11 protein-coding genes are annotated in these 14,940 nt (G+C 52.7%); 5 read left to right on the forward strand and 6 right to left on the reverse strand.

The features are described 5' to 3' along the window. Window positions 1-6: 6 nt before the first annotated feature. From ACFPMF_RS01530 to ACFPMF_RS01550, 5 genes are all read right to left on the reverse strand, one after another. Complete coding sequence (locus tag ACFPMF_RS01530) at window positions 7-1,629, reverse strand: S8 family serine peptidase (RefSeq protein WP_379840662.1); 1,623 nt, start codon at window positions 1,627-1,629, stop codon at window positions 7-9. Then, window positions 1,626-2,054, reverse strand: coding sequence for a hypothetical protein (locus ACFPMF_RS01535; protein WP_379840663.1), 429 nt, complete (start codon window positions 2,052-2,054; stop codon window positions 1,626-1,628). Before ACFPMF_RS01535 ends, ACFPMF_RS01530 begins: the two co-directional genes overlap by 4 nt. A 131-nt stretch (window positions 2,055-2,185) precedes the next feature. After that, window positions 2,186-2,797, reverse strand: a complete 612-nt coding sequence (locus ACFPMF_RS01540; RefSeq protein WP_379840664.1) for a hypothetical protein — start codon at window positions 2,795-2,797, stop codon at window positions 2,186-2,188. 257 nt (window positions 2,798-3,054) lie between these two features. Next, on the reverse strand, window positions 3,055-4,248 hold the full coding sequence (gene mnmA / locus ACFPMF_RS01545) for a tRNA 2-thiouridine(34) synthase MnmA (protein WP_379840665.1): 1,194 nt from the start codon (window positions 4,246-4,248) through the stop codon (window positions 3,055-3,057). Between the two features lie 139 nt (window positions 4,249-4,387). Continuing rightward, window positions 4,388-4,795, reverse strand: a complete 408-nt coding sequence (locus tag ACFPMF_RS01550) for a winged helix-turn-helix transcriptional regulator (RefSeq protein WP_379840666.1) — start codon at window positions 4,793-4,795, stop codon at window positions 4,388-4,390. Between the two features lie 109 nt (window positions 4,796-4,904). Here ACFPMF_RS01550 and ACFPMF_RS01555 point away from each other — a divergent pair, with 109 nt between their 5' ends. The 5 genes from ACFPMF_RS01555 (at window position 4,905) to ACFPMF_RS01575 (ending at window position 13,574) form a co-directional block, all read left to right on the forward strand. Next, window positions 4,905-5,804 (forward strand): pirin family protein, encoded by a 900-nt coding sequence (locus ACFPMF_RS01555; protein WP_379840667.1) that lies wholly within the window; start codon window positions 4,905-4,907, stop codon window positions 5,802-5,804. A gap of 221 nt (window positions 5,805-6,025) precedes the next feature. Continuing rightward, window positions 6,026-6,652: a beta/alpha barrel domain-containing protein gene (locus ACFPMF_RS01560; RefSeq protein WP_379840668.1), complete on the forward strand. Its 627-nt coding sequence runs from the start codon at window positions 6,026-6,028 to the stop codon at window positions 6,650-6,652. 145 nt (window positions 6,653-6,797) lie between these two features. Next, on the forward strand, window positions 6,798-7,310 hold the full coding sequence (locus tag ACFPMF_RS01565) for a PspC domain-containing protein (RefSeq protein ID WP_379840669.1): 513 nt from the start codon (window positions 6,798-6,800) through the stop codon (window positions 7,308-7,310). Between the two features lie 6 nt (window positions 7,311-7,316). Next, window positions 7,317-8,288: a LiaI-LiaF-like domain-containing protein gene (locus tag ACFPMF_RS01570; protein ID WP_379840670.1), complete on the forward strand. Its 972-nt coding sequence runs from the start codon at window positions 7,317-7,319 to the stop codon at window positions 8,286-8,288. A 978-nt stretch (window positions 8,289-9,266) separates the two neighbouring features. Then, on the forward strand, window positions 9,267-13,574 hold the full coding sequence (locus ACFPMF_RS01575) for a CotH kinase family protein (RefSeq protein WP_379840671.1): 4,308 nt from the start codon (window positions 9,267-9,269) through the stop codon (window positions 13,572-13,574). A gap of 68 nt (window positions 13,575-13,642) precedes the next feature. Here ACFPMF_RS01575 and ACFPMF_RS01580 read toward each other — a convergent pair whose 3' ends face one another. Beyond that, complete coding sequence (locus ACFPMF_RS01580) at window positions 13,643-14,881, reverse strand: ABC transporter permease (protein ID WP_379840672.1); 1,239 nt, start codon at window positions 14,879-14,881, stop codon at window positions 13,643-13,645. Between the last annotated feature and the right edge of the window lie 59 nt (window positions 14,882-14,940).

Consider the following 14,940-nt stretch of genomic DNA (forward strand, 5'->3'; position numbering starts at 1 on the left):
GATAGGTTAGTTCTTCATCAATTTCACGGTCCGCTTCGTAGTAGGGCTCGAAAGCGTCAGAAAATACAGCCCCGGCGAGAGACTCAAGGGTTGCAGGGAAACATGAATCGCCCGATCTGACGAATAGTTTTGCCGCCAGACCACCTGACCCGCCGAATTGGTAAGGGTCGCATCGATGACCTGATTCAGCGGAATTTCGTTCCACTGAACCGTTAGCCGGTCGGCACCGGTGAACGGATTCGGGTAAATCAATAGGGAATAAGACTCGGCGGCAATGGCTGAGGCCCGCTCAAAATTTGGAATCCCGTAGCCCCGTTCATTATCGGGCGTGGCGAACTGACTGCCCGATTTTCGCAGACATTCAATGACCTGAGCAACCGTCAGCCGGGGGTTGGCCTGCCAGAATCCGGTGGCTAAAGCTGCCACCAGGGGAGACGAATAGGAAGTGCCGTTTCCGGTTGAAATCGAGCCGGTGGCTGAGCCAAGGGTTGTACCCGCCCCCTGGGCGACCAGATCTGGTTTAATCCGGCCGTCGGGCGTCGGGCCATACGAACTGAACGCGGCCTTGTTCCCGTTCCGGTCTACGGCGCCAATGGCTAAAACCGTGGCTACGTCGGCCGGAGCACCCATATACCGCCAGGGGTCATTGCCTTCATTGCCCGCCGAAACCACCACCAGCATACCGGCTTCGGAAGCCCAGCGGGCGGCCCGGCTGACCAGGGTGGTCTGGCCGTTGAGGTCGTTGTAGGTATGGTTTTGGGTGGGGTCGTCGAACGTGGTGTAACCCAGCGACGAATTGATCACATCAACCCCGGTGCTGTCGGCATATTCGGCCCCCAGAAGCCAGTTAACTTCCTCAAGGGGCGTTTCCGTTGCCGCGTCCTCGGTCCGGAGCAGGAGGTAAGACGCTTTGTATGCCGGGCCCACCAGCTTATTTTCCTGATAGCCCGCCATGATGGAAAGGACTTGCAGGCCGTGGGCGTCGTCTTCGTACACACTGGTTTCTTTCCGGACAAAATCATACGTTCCGATCACCCGGTTTTCCTGAAACAGATAACTCAGAAACGGTACCTGATTGGCGTTCCGAAAACCGGCATCCAGAATCGCCACCAGCATGCCTTCGCCGTGGTAACCCCGGGCGTGCATTTTATCGACCCCGATTTGCAGCAACTGCTCGCTGGCGTTGCCGTAGAGACTGGGGTCCGCCTGTTCGAGTTTGTTACTCCGCGGATCGGACGCGAATTGCGAGTAACCGATCCGGGCGTTCCCGATGGAACGGTTGGATTCGATCCCGGCAACAAAAGGCAGTGCCCGAATCGCAGCCAGATTGGTTTCGGTCGTCTCCACCAGCACCGCATTGGCCCAGCGGGAGGTAAACCAGATTCTGGCCCCGGTTTGCTGGAGGGCCGTTACGTAGGCCGGATTGACCGGCAAGTCCTTTTCCTGTACCGCAAGACCCTGACGATCCCGGCGCAGAATGGCCCTCGGTGACAGGAACTGCTGCGGGCGGCTGATGGAGTAGGGGGTGTTGGCTTTGTCTTTCAAAAGCACCAGGTATTTGCGGTTTTGGGCCTCGACCGACAAACTTCCAGTCGCCAGAAGGAGCAGGAATAGCAAACGTTGTTTCATATGGCCTTAATTTCCAGAGTGCCAATTATGTGTTTAGGCTCATTATAAACAGTCACCCCGAATAATTTCCAGTTGAGTGTTCCTGATACACGGTACGTTATTTCCTGGTCTTTCGTTGCTTCAGCGGCTAGAAGTATCGGCTCCCAGCGGAAGCCGCTTGTCGAACCAAACAGGTAGGCACTGGCCGCTACGACAGAGATTTTCCCGGAAGTCGAATTGAGGCCGGTTTCAACCGTCAGCTCAATTCGGTTTACCCGGTTTTTGTCGATGATGCGGTAGCTAATACGATGTAAGCCCGGTACCAGGTTACTATCCGGGATAACACCGACTGTTTTCATTGGCTTATTTTCCGGAAAAGTACCGTTGCGGTACGAGTTTGCCGAAAAAAGTCCTGCCACAAAAACAACGGCTGCAAAAAATCCCATTTTTTTCGAATCAGCTTGGTAGCCCGAAAGCAAATGACCAGAAAGAAAACAAAGAGTCCACTATTCAATAAGGTCCAGCAGAGGTGTAGCATGGGGTTGAGAGTAGAGCATCTTTAAATCTACGCATCCGTTCATAACTTTCCGTACGAACGCAGCCGGAGATACTGGCGGAAACCGTAGTCGATCTGCGCTTTGCCAACACAGGCGGGCGAAGCAGAACAGAATTGCAATTGAACGGTTTCCTTGTAAATCAGGCCCACGTTTCGGGCGTACACTTCCAGCCGTTTATCCTGGTTAACCAGCGTCGAATCATTTTGTTGGACAACCGTGGCTGTTTCGGCAAAAGACTGATTCAGAACGGTTAGCGGTTGCCCGGTATGGCGTAGCTGGTACTCATCTTCTCCCAACGCATTATATGCATTTCCGTCCCATTTTTGCGGCATCACCGGAAAAATAAGTTTGACGTACGGAATGTTGTTCTCGGTTTGGATGAGCTGGTCTTCCCAGAGCCGGACGGTGCGGGCGGAATCCGGCTGCCAGTTGTCCAGATCGTTCGCCCGTCGGGTGCGTTCAACGCGGAAGCTTGTCCCGATCGACGGATCGTCGTACGACTGGGAGATGAGTTCCCGCAACTGGTAGGTGTGGGTGGTGGGCGGCCCGTTGAGGGAAAACCGTTGTTCGGTTACGTCATAAATCCGGAAAAGGCCGGTTTCCAGCGGGAAATACTCGCGCCCGATCCGCAAAGGCTCCGCTGTTTTCTGGCAGGAATTTAGAAATATTGTTGCTAGGGCAAGCAATAAAAAAAGAGCGTGACGAACTGAGAAAGGAGGGAAGAGGGAGCGCATAAGACCGGGTTGGTGAAAAACGAAAATAAACAGTTGGCCGTACATTCCCAAAGCAGGCAAACAGAAGCGCGGCCACCGCGGACTTTCAGCCGCAGGTGGAAAACAGGCATGGAGCCAGCCATTCACCGTTCGGAATGGCTGGCTCCATGCCTGGCTTATCGCGTTGCCGGGCGGATGGCGGGCATCGAAAACGGATCCGCTTCGGCGCCACCGTCGGCCTGGCGGAAACTTTTCATGATCCAGCCGCCCCCGATAACGTCCTCGCCTTCGTAAAAAACCGCAGCCTGTCCGGGTGCAATGGCCGAAACGCCCTGTTCGAACAGGACTTCGATTTGGTCACCGGTTTGCGAAATCCGGGCGGGTGTACCGGGATCTTTGTACCGCACTTTCGTCACGGTTTCGAGCGGTTTTTCAATCGATGCGTATTTTTGAAGATTCAGCCGACTGACCACCATCCCGTCGCGGTACAGGTCTTTGTCGATGCCGAGTACGACTTCGTTGGTATCTTTCCGAATATCGGTTACAAAAACCGGGTAGCCGAAGGCAATACCCAGCCCTTTGCGTTGTCCAATGGTGTAAAACGGGTAGCCTTCGTGTTTGCCGACCACTTTCCGGGTGCCGGTCAGTGGGTCTTCCAGAATAAAGTTCCCCCCGGCCACGGACTGTTCCAGCCCCGGAACGCGCCGTTTCAGAAAGCCCCGGTAATCGTTGTCGGGCACGAAACAGATTTCGTACGATTCCGACTTGGTGACCAGTTCCGTAAAACCGCGTTCGGTGGCCATCGCGTAGATTTCGGATTTCCGGAGGTGCCCCAAGGGCAGTTTAGTCCGGCTCAGGCTTTCCTGCGAAACGCCCCAGAGGACGTAGGATTGATCTTTCAGCGTATCGACGCCTTTGGAAATAACATACCGCCCGTTGGCCGCGCTGTTGTCGTTCACCTGCCGGATGTGGGCGTAATGGCCCGTCGCAATCGACTCACAATCCAGCCGGTCGGCCCGGCGCAGCAGTGCATCCCATTTGATGTGCGTATTGCACAAAACGCAGGGATTGGGTGTCCGGCCTTCCAGGTATTCCCCCGTAAAGTGGTCGATGACCGAGTCGCCGAATTCGGAGCGAATGTCGAGGATGTAATGCGGAAAACCGAGGTTGACGGCGATGTTACGGGCGTCGTTGATGGAGTCGAGGCTGCAACAGCCGGTTTCTTTTTTCGTCCCGCCGGAGGAGGCATAATCCCAGGTTTTCATGGTCATGCCGATGACTTCGTAGCCTTCTTCGTGCAGCAGAACCGCTGCCAGGGAGGAATCGATGCCGCCACTCATGGCGACCAAAATGCGTCCGTGTTTGCTCATAACTTATCTGACAAGGTTCAAAGCCTTGCGATAATGGATAAAAATTAACTGAAAAATAAGAACGACAAAGGTACGAAGTTCAGGTCAAAAATTGGATTAAAAGTGGTTTCTAATCGGCATAGGGATGCTGTAGCCGATTTTACGAAGCTTTTCGATCTTCGTTTTGCAGGTAGGTCCGGTGCAGCACGCCCCATTTGCGTAGCGAGTCGATGACCTCTTGGAGGGACTCGCTGTGGGGTGTCAATGCGTAGGTTACCTTGACGGGAAAGGTGTCGGTGACCGTCCGTTTGACCAGCCCGTTCATCACCAGATCCTGCAACTCCTTGGACAGGACCCGATCCGTGATGCCGTGCACCTCCCGGGAAATCTCCCCAAACCGTTTCTCCCCGAATGTCAGGGCGACAATGATCGGGAGCTTCCATTTGCCATTCAGCACGTCCAGCGCGTCGCGGATCGGACGCAGAATTCCCATGCATTCGGAATGTTCCCGCTGCACCGGTTTTGCCGGTGCGTTTGATTGACTATCCTGAAGTATAGAGCTATCCATTTGTATAGTACTTACAAAATGATAGCAAATATACATAAATTTGTAGACAATGAGACAATGAGCTGGCGCCAATGCACTAAAAGCGCGATGCTCTTAATGGACTACCGCTATGGAAATGCAATCAACACCATCCCCTACACGGATCATCGAACGTAAACTCGTCACGATTCATACACCGCCCGCCCGACCGGGCTTTCTGGGTCCCGATCACACCGCCCGGGCCGTTATTCAAACCGGTTTTTCCGAAAGCGATCCGTTTATCCTCCTGATGGATGATAGGCTTGATAAAAAAGGAGGGCAACCCGTCGGCGGGCCACATCCGCATGCCGGTTTTGAAACTGTTACGCTGCTGCTCGAAGGGACAATGGGTGACGGCGAACATCAGCTTAAAGCCGGGGATTTTCAGATGATGACGGCCGGAAGCGGGATCGTGCATACCGAAACGATCGACCGCGATACCCGGATGCGGCTTTTGCAGTTGTGGCTGAATCTGCCGAAAAAGGACCGCTGGGCGTCCCCCCGGCTTCAGGATCTATCGGCGGAACGGGTTCCGAAAGTCGTGGAAGACGGTTTGGCGATCCATCTGTACAGCGGGTCACTGGCGGGGATTTCGTCGCCCGTCCAGAATTATGCCCCCGTCATCATCGCGGATATCCGGTTGCAACCGGGTGTGACCACCGTGCAGCACCTACCGGCGTCCTACACCGCCTTTCTGTACGCGATAGAAGGCAGTATCCAGGTGGGCGACGACCAAACGCTGCACCCGGATCAGGTGGGCTGGCTCAATCGATTCGCTGAACCGGTGTTGAGCGAGCTGAAACTGACCGCCGGCGCGTCGGGGGGGCGGATCATCCTGTATGCCGGCCAGCCGCAGGGCGATCCGATCGTTTCGCATGGGCCCTTTATTGCAGATTCGGAAGATGATATCCGACGCCTGTACACGGAATTCCGGCGGGGTAAAATGAATCACGTATCGAGCTTGCCGGATGCGCAAAAAATGAAGTATTAAGACCGGCTAAAACCGGATGACGAGCCCCTGGTTCGGCCTGATTTCCGCTGGAAACAGGCTGAACCAGGGGCTTTTTTTCAAACTAAAGCCGAAAACCGGGCGGAGTCGGGCCGGCTTTTCAGGAATATTTCGGGCCTGAATGCGTTGAAAGGAGAAACCGGTTTTACTTTTGCCGAATACTTGGACTTTGCTTCGGACCGTTTCCGGTCCTTATTTTTCGTATGGCTCTTCAGACAATCGTCAAAATTAGTAATGTTACCAACCTCAGCGATGCTCGTTACTGCGCGGGCATGGGTGTCGATTTGCTGGGTTTTTCCATGGACGAACAGTCGCAGCAATACGTTGCGCCGGAGAAGTTTAAAGAAATCCGGTCGTGGGTGGCCGGACTGCATATCGTGGGCGAAACCGTATCGATCGACGCCCTCGAAATTGAACGGTTGCTGGCCTTGTACGAACCCGATGTCTTACAAATCGAAGAACCGGCGTTGTTGCCCTATTTGTCGATCTTCGATTGCCGGATTATTCTGAAAGCCGACCTGTCGCTGCTGACGCTCGATCAGCTGGAAACGTATTTTTCGTCCATTCAGTCCGACCAGGTTGACTATTACCTGCTCGAAAGCAAAAGCCAGATTAATTTGGATGACGAGCTGAAAACCGTCCTGAAAAAACTGGCCGCTCAGTATCCGATATTGCTCGGCATCGGTTTTTCGACGGAATCGATCCATGATTTACTGGCCGAACTGCCCGTTCAGGGAATTGCGCTGACCGGTGGGGAAGAAGACCGGCCCGGGTCACGCGAGTTCGGCGAGCTGATGGACATCCTGGAAGTCCTCGAAACTGACGATTGAATTATTAGGTTTTACCCGGTAGTATGTATTACCTATTATCATGTAATCCGTACTTTCATCCGAATCCGCGTCCATTCTTCCTTTCTTTTCTTTCAAGCTACCGAAAACCGCTCTACGTTTACAGCGTATTTTAACTAATACGCTCATGACTAAACGCTTAGAACGCATTCGAAACGAGGCTATGCTGGGTGGAGTTGCCGCCGGCCTGGCTCATTACTTCAATATCGACCGGACGTTAATCCGGTGCCTGTTTGTCGCCGGGTTTTTCCTGCCGCATGTGCCGTCGCTGATAATTTATGCTATCTTGTGGATTGTCTTACCGGAACGGGTTTCCGGCTATTATTCGACGCTTCAATCTCAACCTTTAACTAATCTGTACACAACTATGAATACGAATGAACGCAATGGTAACCTCGTTGGCGGGGCCATTCTGGTAGGGATCGGTTTCCTGTTTTTACTCGATCGCTGGTTCGACATCCACTTTGGAGACATGTGGCCGCTGATTCTGATTGGTATTGGGGCCTGGCTGATTGCCAAGGACCGGAACCGTCGTGACGACAATACTCCGCCCCCGAACGATCGCTACACCAGCGGGTCAGATCCGTACGGCACCAGCGACCCGTATACATCCAACAATCCTCCACAGCAACCGCTTTGACCCACCATGAATCGAACAGGCTTATTCTGGGGCATTTTACTGATCACGCTGGGCGTGGTCTTCCTGGGGCAGAATTACGGCTGGTTTGACATTGACTGGAGCTTCTTTTCCCGCTTCTGGCCCGTCCTGATCATTCTGGCCGGCTTGAATCTGATGTTTGCGCGAAAGAACGCCAGTGCGGCTCTGGTCACCACTGTTTTACTGGCCGTTTCGGTTCCGCTGGCGATTGTCGGGGCGTTTCGGGGCAATCACTGGAATCACGACCGGTATGATTCTTACGACGATAACCACGAGTCGGATGATGATGACGATGCTAACGATAGGGACGACCACGATCGGCCCCGGGTTCAGACCAGCCACATTGCCGAACCGATGGATTCGGTCATTCAGCAGGCGACGCTGAAGTTTGAGAGTGGGGCCGGGCGGTTTTACATTGGTTCATCGTCCGATAGTTTGATTTCGGCCGATACCCGGATGAGCGTCAGCAAATACAGCATGTCAGTTAACCGGAGTGACGAATCCCGTTCGGCGGAAATTGAACTGAAGCTGGACGATGATGAAGTGAGTCTGAAATCGGGCGAACTGGTTAATCTGGTGGATTTGCGGCTGAATCCGAAACCCACCTGGTCGTTCGATTTCGGGATCGGGGCGGGGCAGGCCAATTTCGACCTCAGTGCCTACGCGGTCCGGTCGGTGAAACTGGGGGCCGGGGCCGCCGATGTGGAATTGAAACTGGGCGATCGGACTCCGCAGACCGATATCAAGATTGAATCCGGGGTAACCGCCGTCAGGCTGAAAGTGCCGAAAACCGTAGGCTGTCAGGTCGAGACGCAGGGGGCGTTGACGCTGAAGAAACTCGATGGGTTTGAGAACCTCGGGGGCGGGATTTACCAGACGCCGGGATACGGAAGTACAACCAAGAAAATAACCATTCGGTACGAAGGCGGAGTTTCTAAATTCGAAGTCGAGCGCTATTAGGCCACTGCCTTGATCGTCAGAGATATTTAATAAGCCAAAGCGATTTGGCTTATTTTTTTGCCGGGCAATGTGTTTGTGCCAGCAACTTTGAAATTGGTTATAGGGAAGGCCTAGTTCTGTACTATCAAGGTAAAAAGCAAAAGACGGCCCGCTACCGGAAACCCGGCCGGAGTACCAGGCTTTTTTATCATTCCTCTAAGACCGGCAAAACAACACCTTTGTGAAAGATGTATGATTGGGAAATAGCATTGGCGCAGTTCGCATACGTCTAAACCGGAACATCTGGTAAGAACCGAGGTTTTATCAGACTTTTTTTTTGTCTTTAACTATGGCAAAAAAAAGTCATATGAAGTCAAAACCGTTCTCTGACGCTCAGGTAATAGTAGTTAAGTAATAGGCAGATAGTATTCTCAGATATTTACTTTTTAAACTGAATATGCTTTTCGTTTATACTACTCCGTTCATTACATAGGGGGTATATACTTATATCACTTTTGAGTAGTAGTTGAAAGTATAATAAATCGAATAAACGGTTATAAAATAGGAAAATAAATTTGCTGCCGTTTGATAATTGCATCGTGTTTTTCTTGTCTCCCGGGCGATTTTTCAATAGAATTGACTCCTGTATTTTTAGTTTTTAATAAAAGTGGAAGCTTGCAGGAGCTTTTGTTAAAAAGATTATATTTGTACGTAAAAATATCTGCCAGTAATTTACGGTACTCATCTTTGAGGAAGTGATGGTTACTATGTATTGTTTATAAGTACTTAATGCCTGTTTTAAAATGCTAAAATGTCTTTTCGCGTTTTCCGATTTACGCTAGGGGATATCGACATTATTGCTGTAATACTACTTATCCTTGAAAAGACCTCGGCATTTATTTTCTGTACCTGGTGTCGGAGTGTCCAGTAATCCAAATTGTCCTATTTTATATGAAACGTCTCTACACACGTAACGTAACCGTATTCTCTTTAGTCGGCTTGCTTCTAGCTTCATTCAGCCCGCTCTATGCACAGCCCATTACGATAACGCCGGGGTATTATCAGGTTGACAATGCACTGAAACTGATCATTTGCAATAGAATTCCCGGCGTCCCCTCGACGCCCCAGTCGGTTACCCTGGTTTTTGATAAGAATTATACGCTGGCCGGAACGGGCGAAGCGTTGCAGGTAGGGAAAGAGTATGCGCTCGGTAGCAGTAACGGAAATTATAAGCTCTACTTTACGAATTTTTCCATCATCGCACTGAACACCAATAGTGTAGCGATTAGCGATGACGAAAACCGGACGAAAGGCACAGTGACTGTTGCCGATCCGGCAGCCCCCCTCTTTACGGCCAGCATGGGTATTCGCATCCGGGGCAATACCTCCCGTATGCACCCGAAAAAGTCGTACAATATGGAGCTTTGGAAAGATACAGAGGGCAAGGAAGAGCTTGAAACGTCATTGCTGGGCATGCGGGAAGACAGCAAGTGGTTTTTTAAAGCCATGTATAATGAGCCGCTTCGGGCCAATAATATGACGGCCTGGAAAATCTGGATAAAAATGCACCAGTTGTATTATAAGTCGCAGGAACCCGACGCATTGCCGGGCATTCGAAATCGCTATTGTGACGTGTTTATCAACAACGCCTATAATGGCGTTCATATGCTGACCGAAGATTTGGATCGCAAACAGCTCAAGCTTAAAAAAACCAAAGATAACGGCGAAATCCGGGGTGAACTCTACAAGTCGGGCTACGGTTCTGATGCGTCGGCGTATTCGAGTGTGTTCAACCAAAATGAGCTGCTTCCTTTTAACAATAACTCCGAAGTATGGGCGGGTTACGAAATGGATTATCCGAAAGAACCGTACTGGAACCGGCTTTTTGACCTGACCAGCTTTGTCGTTAAATCGTCGGATGCGGACTTTAAGAGCCAGATTGGTAGCAAGTTTCGACTCGATAACCTGATTGATTATTTTCTGTTTCTGAATGCCATTGGGGGAGTTGATGATAATTTTGGCAATAATCAATTTGTAGTCCGGTACAAGGAAAATGAACCGTATATTTATGTGCCCTGGGATTTGGATGTAACCATGGGCAACCAGGAAGGAACCACGGATAATATCGTGGAGCGAATTGGGACCAACGGGTTGTTTTACCGGTTGTTGACCACCAATCCGAACGGTTTTAAAAGCCGGATGCGGAAGCGGTGGTTCGCCCTCCGGCAGAGCGACTGGACAACCGCTAATTTCAGGAAAAATCTAACCGACAATGTCACCGCTTTAACGAATGATGGTGCCTACAAGCGCGAAGGGCTCCGCTGGGCCGGATCCTTTAATACCAATGAGCTTAATCCGGTTTTAACCTGGATAGAAAAGCGGCTGGCGTTTCTGGATCAGTATTTTAGCGAATTTCCGGCTGAGGATCCTTCGGCCGTGGAAATCAGTCTGCTGAATTTTACGGCGCAGGTATCGGGCAGTGAAAAACTACTGCAATGGACAACCCGTTTCGAGAAGAATGCCAATCGTTTTGAGATTGAATACAGCGCCGACGGGGTTGCCTTTTCCAAGGTTGGGCAGGTTACCGCCACCGGGAATAGCTCCACGGAAACATCCTATCAGTTTACGCACGCCAACGCTGCTGCGGTCGCCTATTACCGGTTGAAAATTTTTAACAATGACGAGCTAGCCAACTATGGGCCGACCGTCTTGGTGGGCGCCTGTCCGGGACCGCCCGCCATCCCGACGGTTTCGGCCAGTGTTACGGCCATCAATGCCGGGCAAAGCCAGCTCCTGAAGGCGACGGGCTGTGCTCATACCGTTGTCTGGAATACCGGGCAGGTGGGCAGCCAGATCACGGTGACGCCTGCCGTGACGACCAGTTATCAGGCCCTTTGCCGTCAGGGCGCCGGTTGCGAAAGCGCATTTTCCAATTCCCTGACCATTCAGGTCAATCAGCAAACCGCATACGATGGGTATCTGAATACCGTCAGTTGTGGTACGATCTCGGGGTGGGCCTGGGATGGCAAAAAACCAAATACCTCCCTTATGGTGGAGATTCTGGACGGGCAAAAAGTGGTGGCCATGGTTCCGGCCACCATTTACCGGCCTGAACTAAAAACCGCCGGAAAAGGAAATGGTTTCCATGCTTACGCCTTTTCAACGCCCAAATCGTTACAGGACAATAAAGCGCATATCATTTCGGCCAGAGTGCAGGGCAGTTCTTTTATTTTGAAGCAATCTTCCCGCAGTCTTACGTGTCCACCCGTTCAGAATTTACCGAAAGCGCCCCCAATCGGTCCTTTGGCAGCAACCGTCAATACCGAATTTAACTGGGCACTCCCCATGTTCTACGATGAAGATTTCGGTACCTTGTTTTACGGCTTGACCGGCCTGCCCGATGGATTGTCCTTTAATCTGATTGGCCGTGAAATTTCGGGCATACCAACGGCGACGGGCACCTACAATCTGGTTTATACCGCGAATGACGGCCAGTCGAGTGTTTCAACGCCGGTGACGCTGGTGGTTGGAAGCAACACTCCCCAGTCCACCAATCAGCCGCCGGTAGCTCCGGTCGTAACACCGCTATCAGCCACGGTGAATGCCGGTTTTTCGGCCAGCTTACCCGCCTTTACCGATACCGACCCGCTGACCTATGAGTTGAAGGGCTTGCCCGCCGGTTTGCAGTTCAGCAACCGCCAGATCAGTGGCTCGCCAACGGAGAGCGGCTCCTTCAGCCTGACCTATACGGCCAGCGACGGTCAGGCCACTACCCCGGTTTTAATCGCTCTGACCGTCGCGGACGCTCAAACGCCCCCGCCGGGCAACCAGCCTCCAATCGCTCCGGTCGTAACACCGCTGTCGGCAACCGTCAATACCGGTTTTTCCGCCACTTTACCGGCCTTTACCGATACCGATCCGTTGACGTATACACTGACAGGCTTACCCAATGGGTTGCAGTTCGGCAACCGGCAGATCACCGGAACCCCCACCGTCAGCGGCTCCTTCAGCCTGACCTACACGGCTACCGATACCCAGGCTGCCAGCACTTCCCTTGTCCTGGCGCTAACGGTGCAGTCGGTCTCGCCCCCCGTGACGGTGACGGGCAACTTCGAGGGCTACCTCGATAAGGTCGAATGTGGCACGATTCGGGGCTGGGCCTGGGATCGCAACAAACCCAATACGCCCCTGTTGCTGGAATTTTTTGCCAACGGCGTGTCGATTGGCACCACCCTGGCCGATATTTACCGGCAGGATCTGAAGGATGCGGGCAAGGGCAATGGGGCCCATGCCTACAGCTTCATGACACCATCAAGTGTCAAGACCGGCGTGTCGATTCAACTCAGTGCGAAGGTGAAAGACTCGGACTACCTTTTGAAGGGGTCGCCCAAAGCCCTGAACTGTCCCAGCGAGGGCACCCCGTCGAATGTGGCGCCGGTGGCCCCGGCGGTGAGCCCCTTGTCGGCCACGGTGAATGTGGGTTTTTCCGCCAGTTTACCGGCCTTTACCGATGCGGATCCGTTGACGTATACGTTGAGCGGTTTGCCCGCCGGTTTGCAGTTCAGCAACCGCCAGATCACGGGCACACCAACGGTGAGCGGTTCATTTAGTCTGACCTATACGGCGACCGATCCGCAGGGAGCCAGCGCGTTCGTATTGGTGGGCTTAAGCATCAGTCCGTTGGGGTCGGGTAGTACCCCCGTGACGGTGACCGGGAATTTCGAGGGGTACCTGGATAAGGTGGAGTGTAGCAGTATTCGGGGGTGGGTGTGGGATCGCAACAAGCCCAACGCGGCTCTGTCGGTGGAGTTTTTTGCCAATGGGGTGTCGATCGGCACGGCGATGGCGGATCAGTTTCGTCAGGATCTGAAGGATGCAGGCAAGGGCAACGGGGCGCACGTATACACGTTTGTGACGCCGGGCAGTGTGAAGACGGGCCAAACTTACAAGATCAGTGCGAAAGTGCAGAACAGCAGCTATACACTGAACTGGTCGCCGAAAGACCTGACTTGTCCTTCGGGCAGTCGGTTGAGTGGGGAGTCGGGCGATGCGGAGACTGTGGCGGGTTTACAGATCTGGCCCAATCCGTCGACGGGTCGTTTTGAGGTGGAATACCGGTTGTCGGCGGGAAGGCCGGGGACGTTGTCGGTGGTGGATGGGTCGGGGCGGTCGTGGTATCGCCAGGAGGTTTCCGGTGGCGGGACGCAGCGGCAGACCATCGACCTGACCGGAACGCGGGGGGGATTTTTCATTCAACTGCGCCAGGGCAAATCCGTTCAGAGTAAGAAGATCCTGCTGACTCCGTAAGGGCTGCATTGGATAAACCGGTGCTGAAAACCGCCTGTTAAATTGCTAGGGCGGTTTTCAGCACCGGTTTATTTTTTAAACACCAGGGCCTTGATGGGCTGAATGCGGGTGGCTACCAGTGTCGGGAGCCAGAGAACCAGGGCAATCAGAACAATCGTGACCACATTGACCAGCGCGATGATGCCAAAGTCCCAGGCAATGGGTACGGTGTCCATGTAATAGTTTTTGGGATCGAGCGGAATCAGTTTAAAATAATACTGAAGAGCACAAAAACCGATTCCGACCAGGTTGCCAATAACCAGCCCTTTGAATACCATGTTGAGCCCCACGTATAAAAAGACGCGCCGGATCAGGGTGTTGGGGCTGCCGAATGCTTTCAGTAAACCGATCATGGGGGTTCGCTCCATCATCAGAACCAGCAGAATGGCTACCATGTTGAAACCGGCTACAAACAGGATCAGGATCAGAAAGATGCTGGTGTTCTGATCGAGCAGCATCATCCAGTCGAACAGGGGTTTGTAACTGTCGGTGACACGCATGGGGCGCATGTCCGGGGATGCGGCCTCGCGAACGGCCCGGTAGGTTTCGTCCAGCTGGTTGAAATCCTTGACAAAAATTTCGTAACTGCCCACCGAATCGGCCCCCCAGTTGTTCAGTTGCTGGATCAGTCGTAAGTCGCCAATGACCATGACGTTATCGCCTTCTTCCAGCCCCGTATCGTAAATGCCGGTTACCTGCAACTTCCGGGGGCGTAGCGTGTTGCCAATAAAATACATGATAACGTCCTGGCCGACACCGAGCTGCATCCGGTCGGAAATCCGTTTGCTGATCAGAATCTGGCAGGAATAATTGGGATTACACTGGGCACTGTCCTTAAAAAAATCGGGCAAACGGCCCGCAACGAGTGAGCTCCGAAACAGGCTCCAGTCGTATTCACGGCCAACTCCTTTCAGAATAGCGCCCGATAGTTCATCGGCGGTTTTGAGCATGCCAGCTTTGGTCGCCACGCCCTGAATGTGCCGGATTCCGCCGATGTTCTTCGCCTGGTTGTAGAGCGGAGTCTGGACCGCCAGCGGGGTTTCTTCGTACGAATTATTCAGCGAAAATTTAGTAACCGTAATGTGGGAGCCAAACACGAAAATCTTTTGCTGAATACCGGCCTTGTACCCGAACAATACCGCAAACGCCACAATAATGCTCGCCAGCCCAATGGCAATGCTGGCAATTCCGACTTTGGTGACGGTGGCCGAAAAACTCGCAGTGGGCGTGTGGCGAATGCGTTGGGCAATAAAAAACGGAACGTTCAAGTAGAAATGCGTTTAGCCGGTAGTGAGCCGGATCAGGAATTCGAATTTGATAAATAAAC

The organism is Larkinella bovis (genome assembly GCF_042655385.1).
GTDB lineage: Bacteria > Bacteroidota > Bacteroidia > Cytophagales > Spirosomataceae > Larkinella > Larkinella bovis.

Bases quoted from the DNA above. Each gene is read 5' to 3' on its own strand.
- mnmA (WP_379840665.1), bottom strand. From the start codon at position 4,248: ATGAGCAAACACGGACGCATTTTGGTCGCCATGAGTGGCGGCATCGAT.
- ACFPMF_RS01555 (WP_379840667.1), top strand. From the start codon at position 4,905: ATGGAAATGCAATCAACACCATCCCCTACACGGATCATCGAACGTAAA.
- ACFPMF_RS01530 (WP_379840662.1), bottom strand. From the start codon at position 1,629: ATGAAACAACGTTTGCTATTCCTGCTCCTTCTGGCGACTGGAAGTTTG.
- ACFPMF_RS01565 (WP_379840669.1), top strand. From the start codon at position 6,798: ATGACTAAACGCTTAGAACGCATTCGAAACGAGGCTATGCTGGGTGGA.
- ACFPMF_RS01570 (WP_379840670.1), top strand. From the start codon at position 7,317: ATGAATCGAACAGGCTTATTCTGGGGCATTTTACTGATCACGCTGGGC.
- ACFPMF_RS01535 (WP_379840663.1), bottom strand. From the start codon at position 2,054: ATGGGATTTTTTGCAGCCGTTGTTTTTGTGGCAGGACTTTTTTCGGCA.
- ACFPMF_RS01550 (WP_379840666.1), bottom strand. From the start codon at position 4,795: ATGGATAGCTCTATACTTCAGGATAGTCAATCAAACGCACCGGCAAAA.
- ACFPMF_RS01560 (WP_379840668.1), top strand. From the start codon at position 6,026: ATGGCTCTTCAGACAATCGTCAAAATTAGTAATGTTACCAACCTCAGC.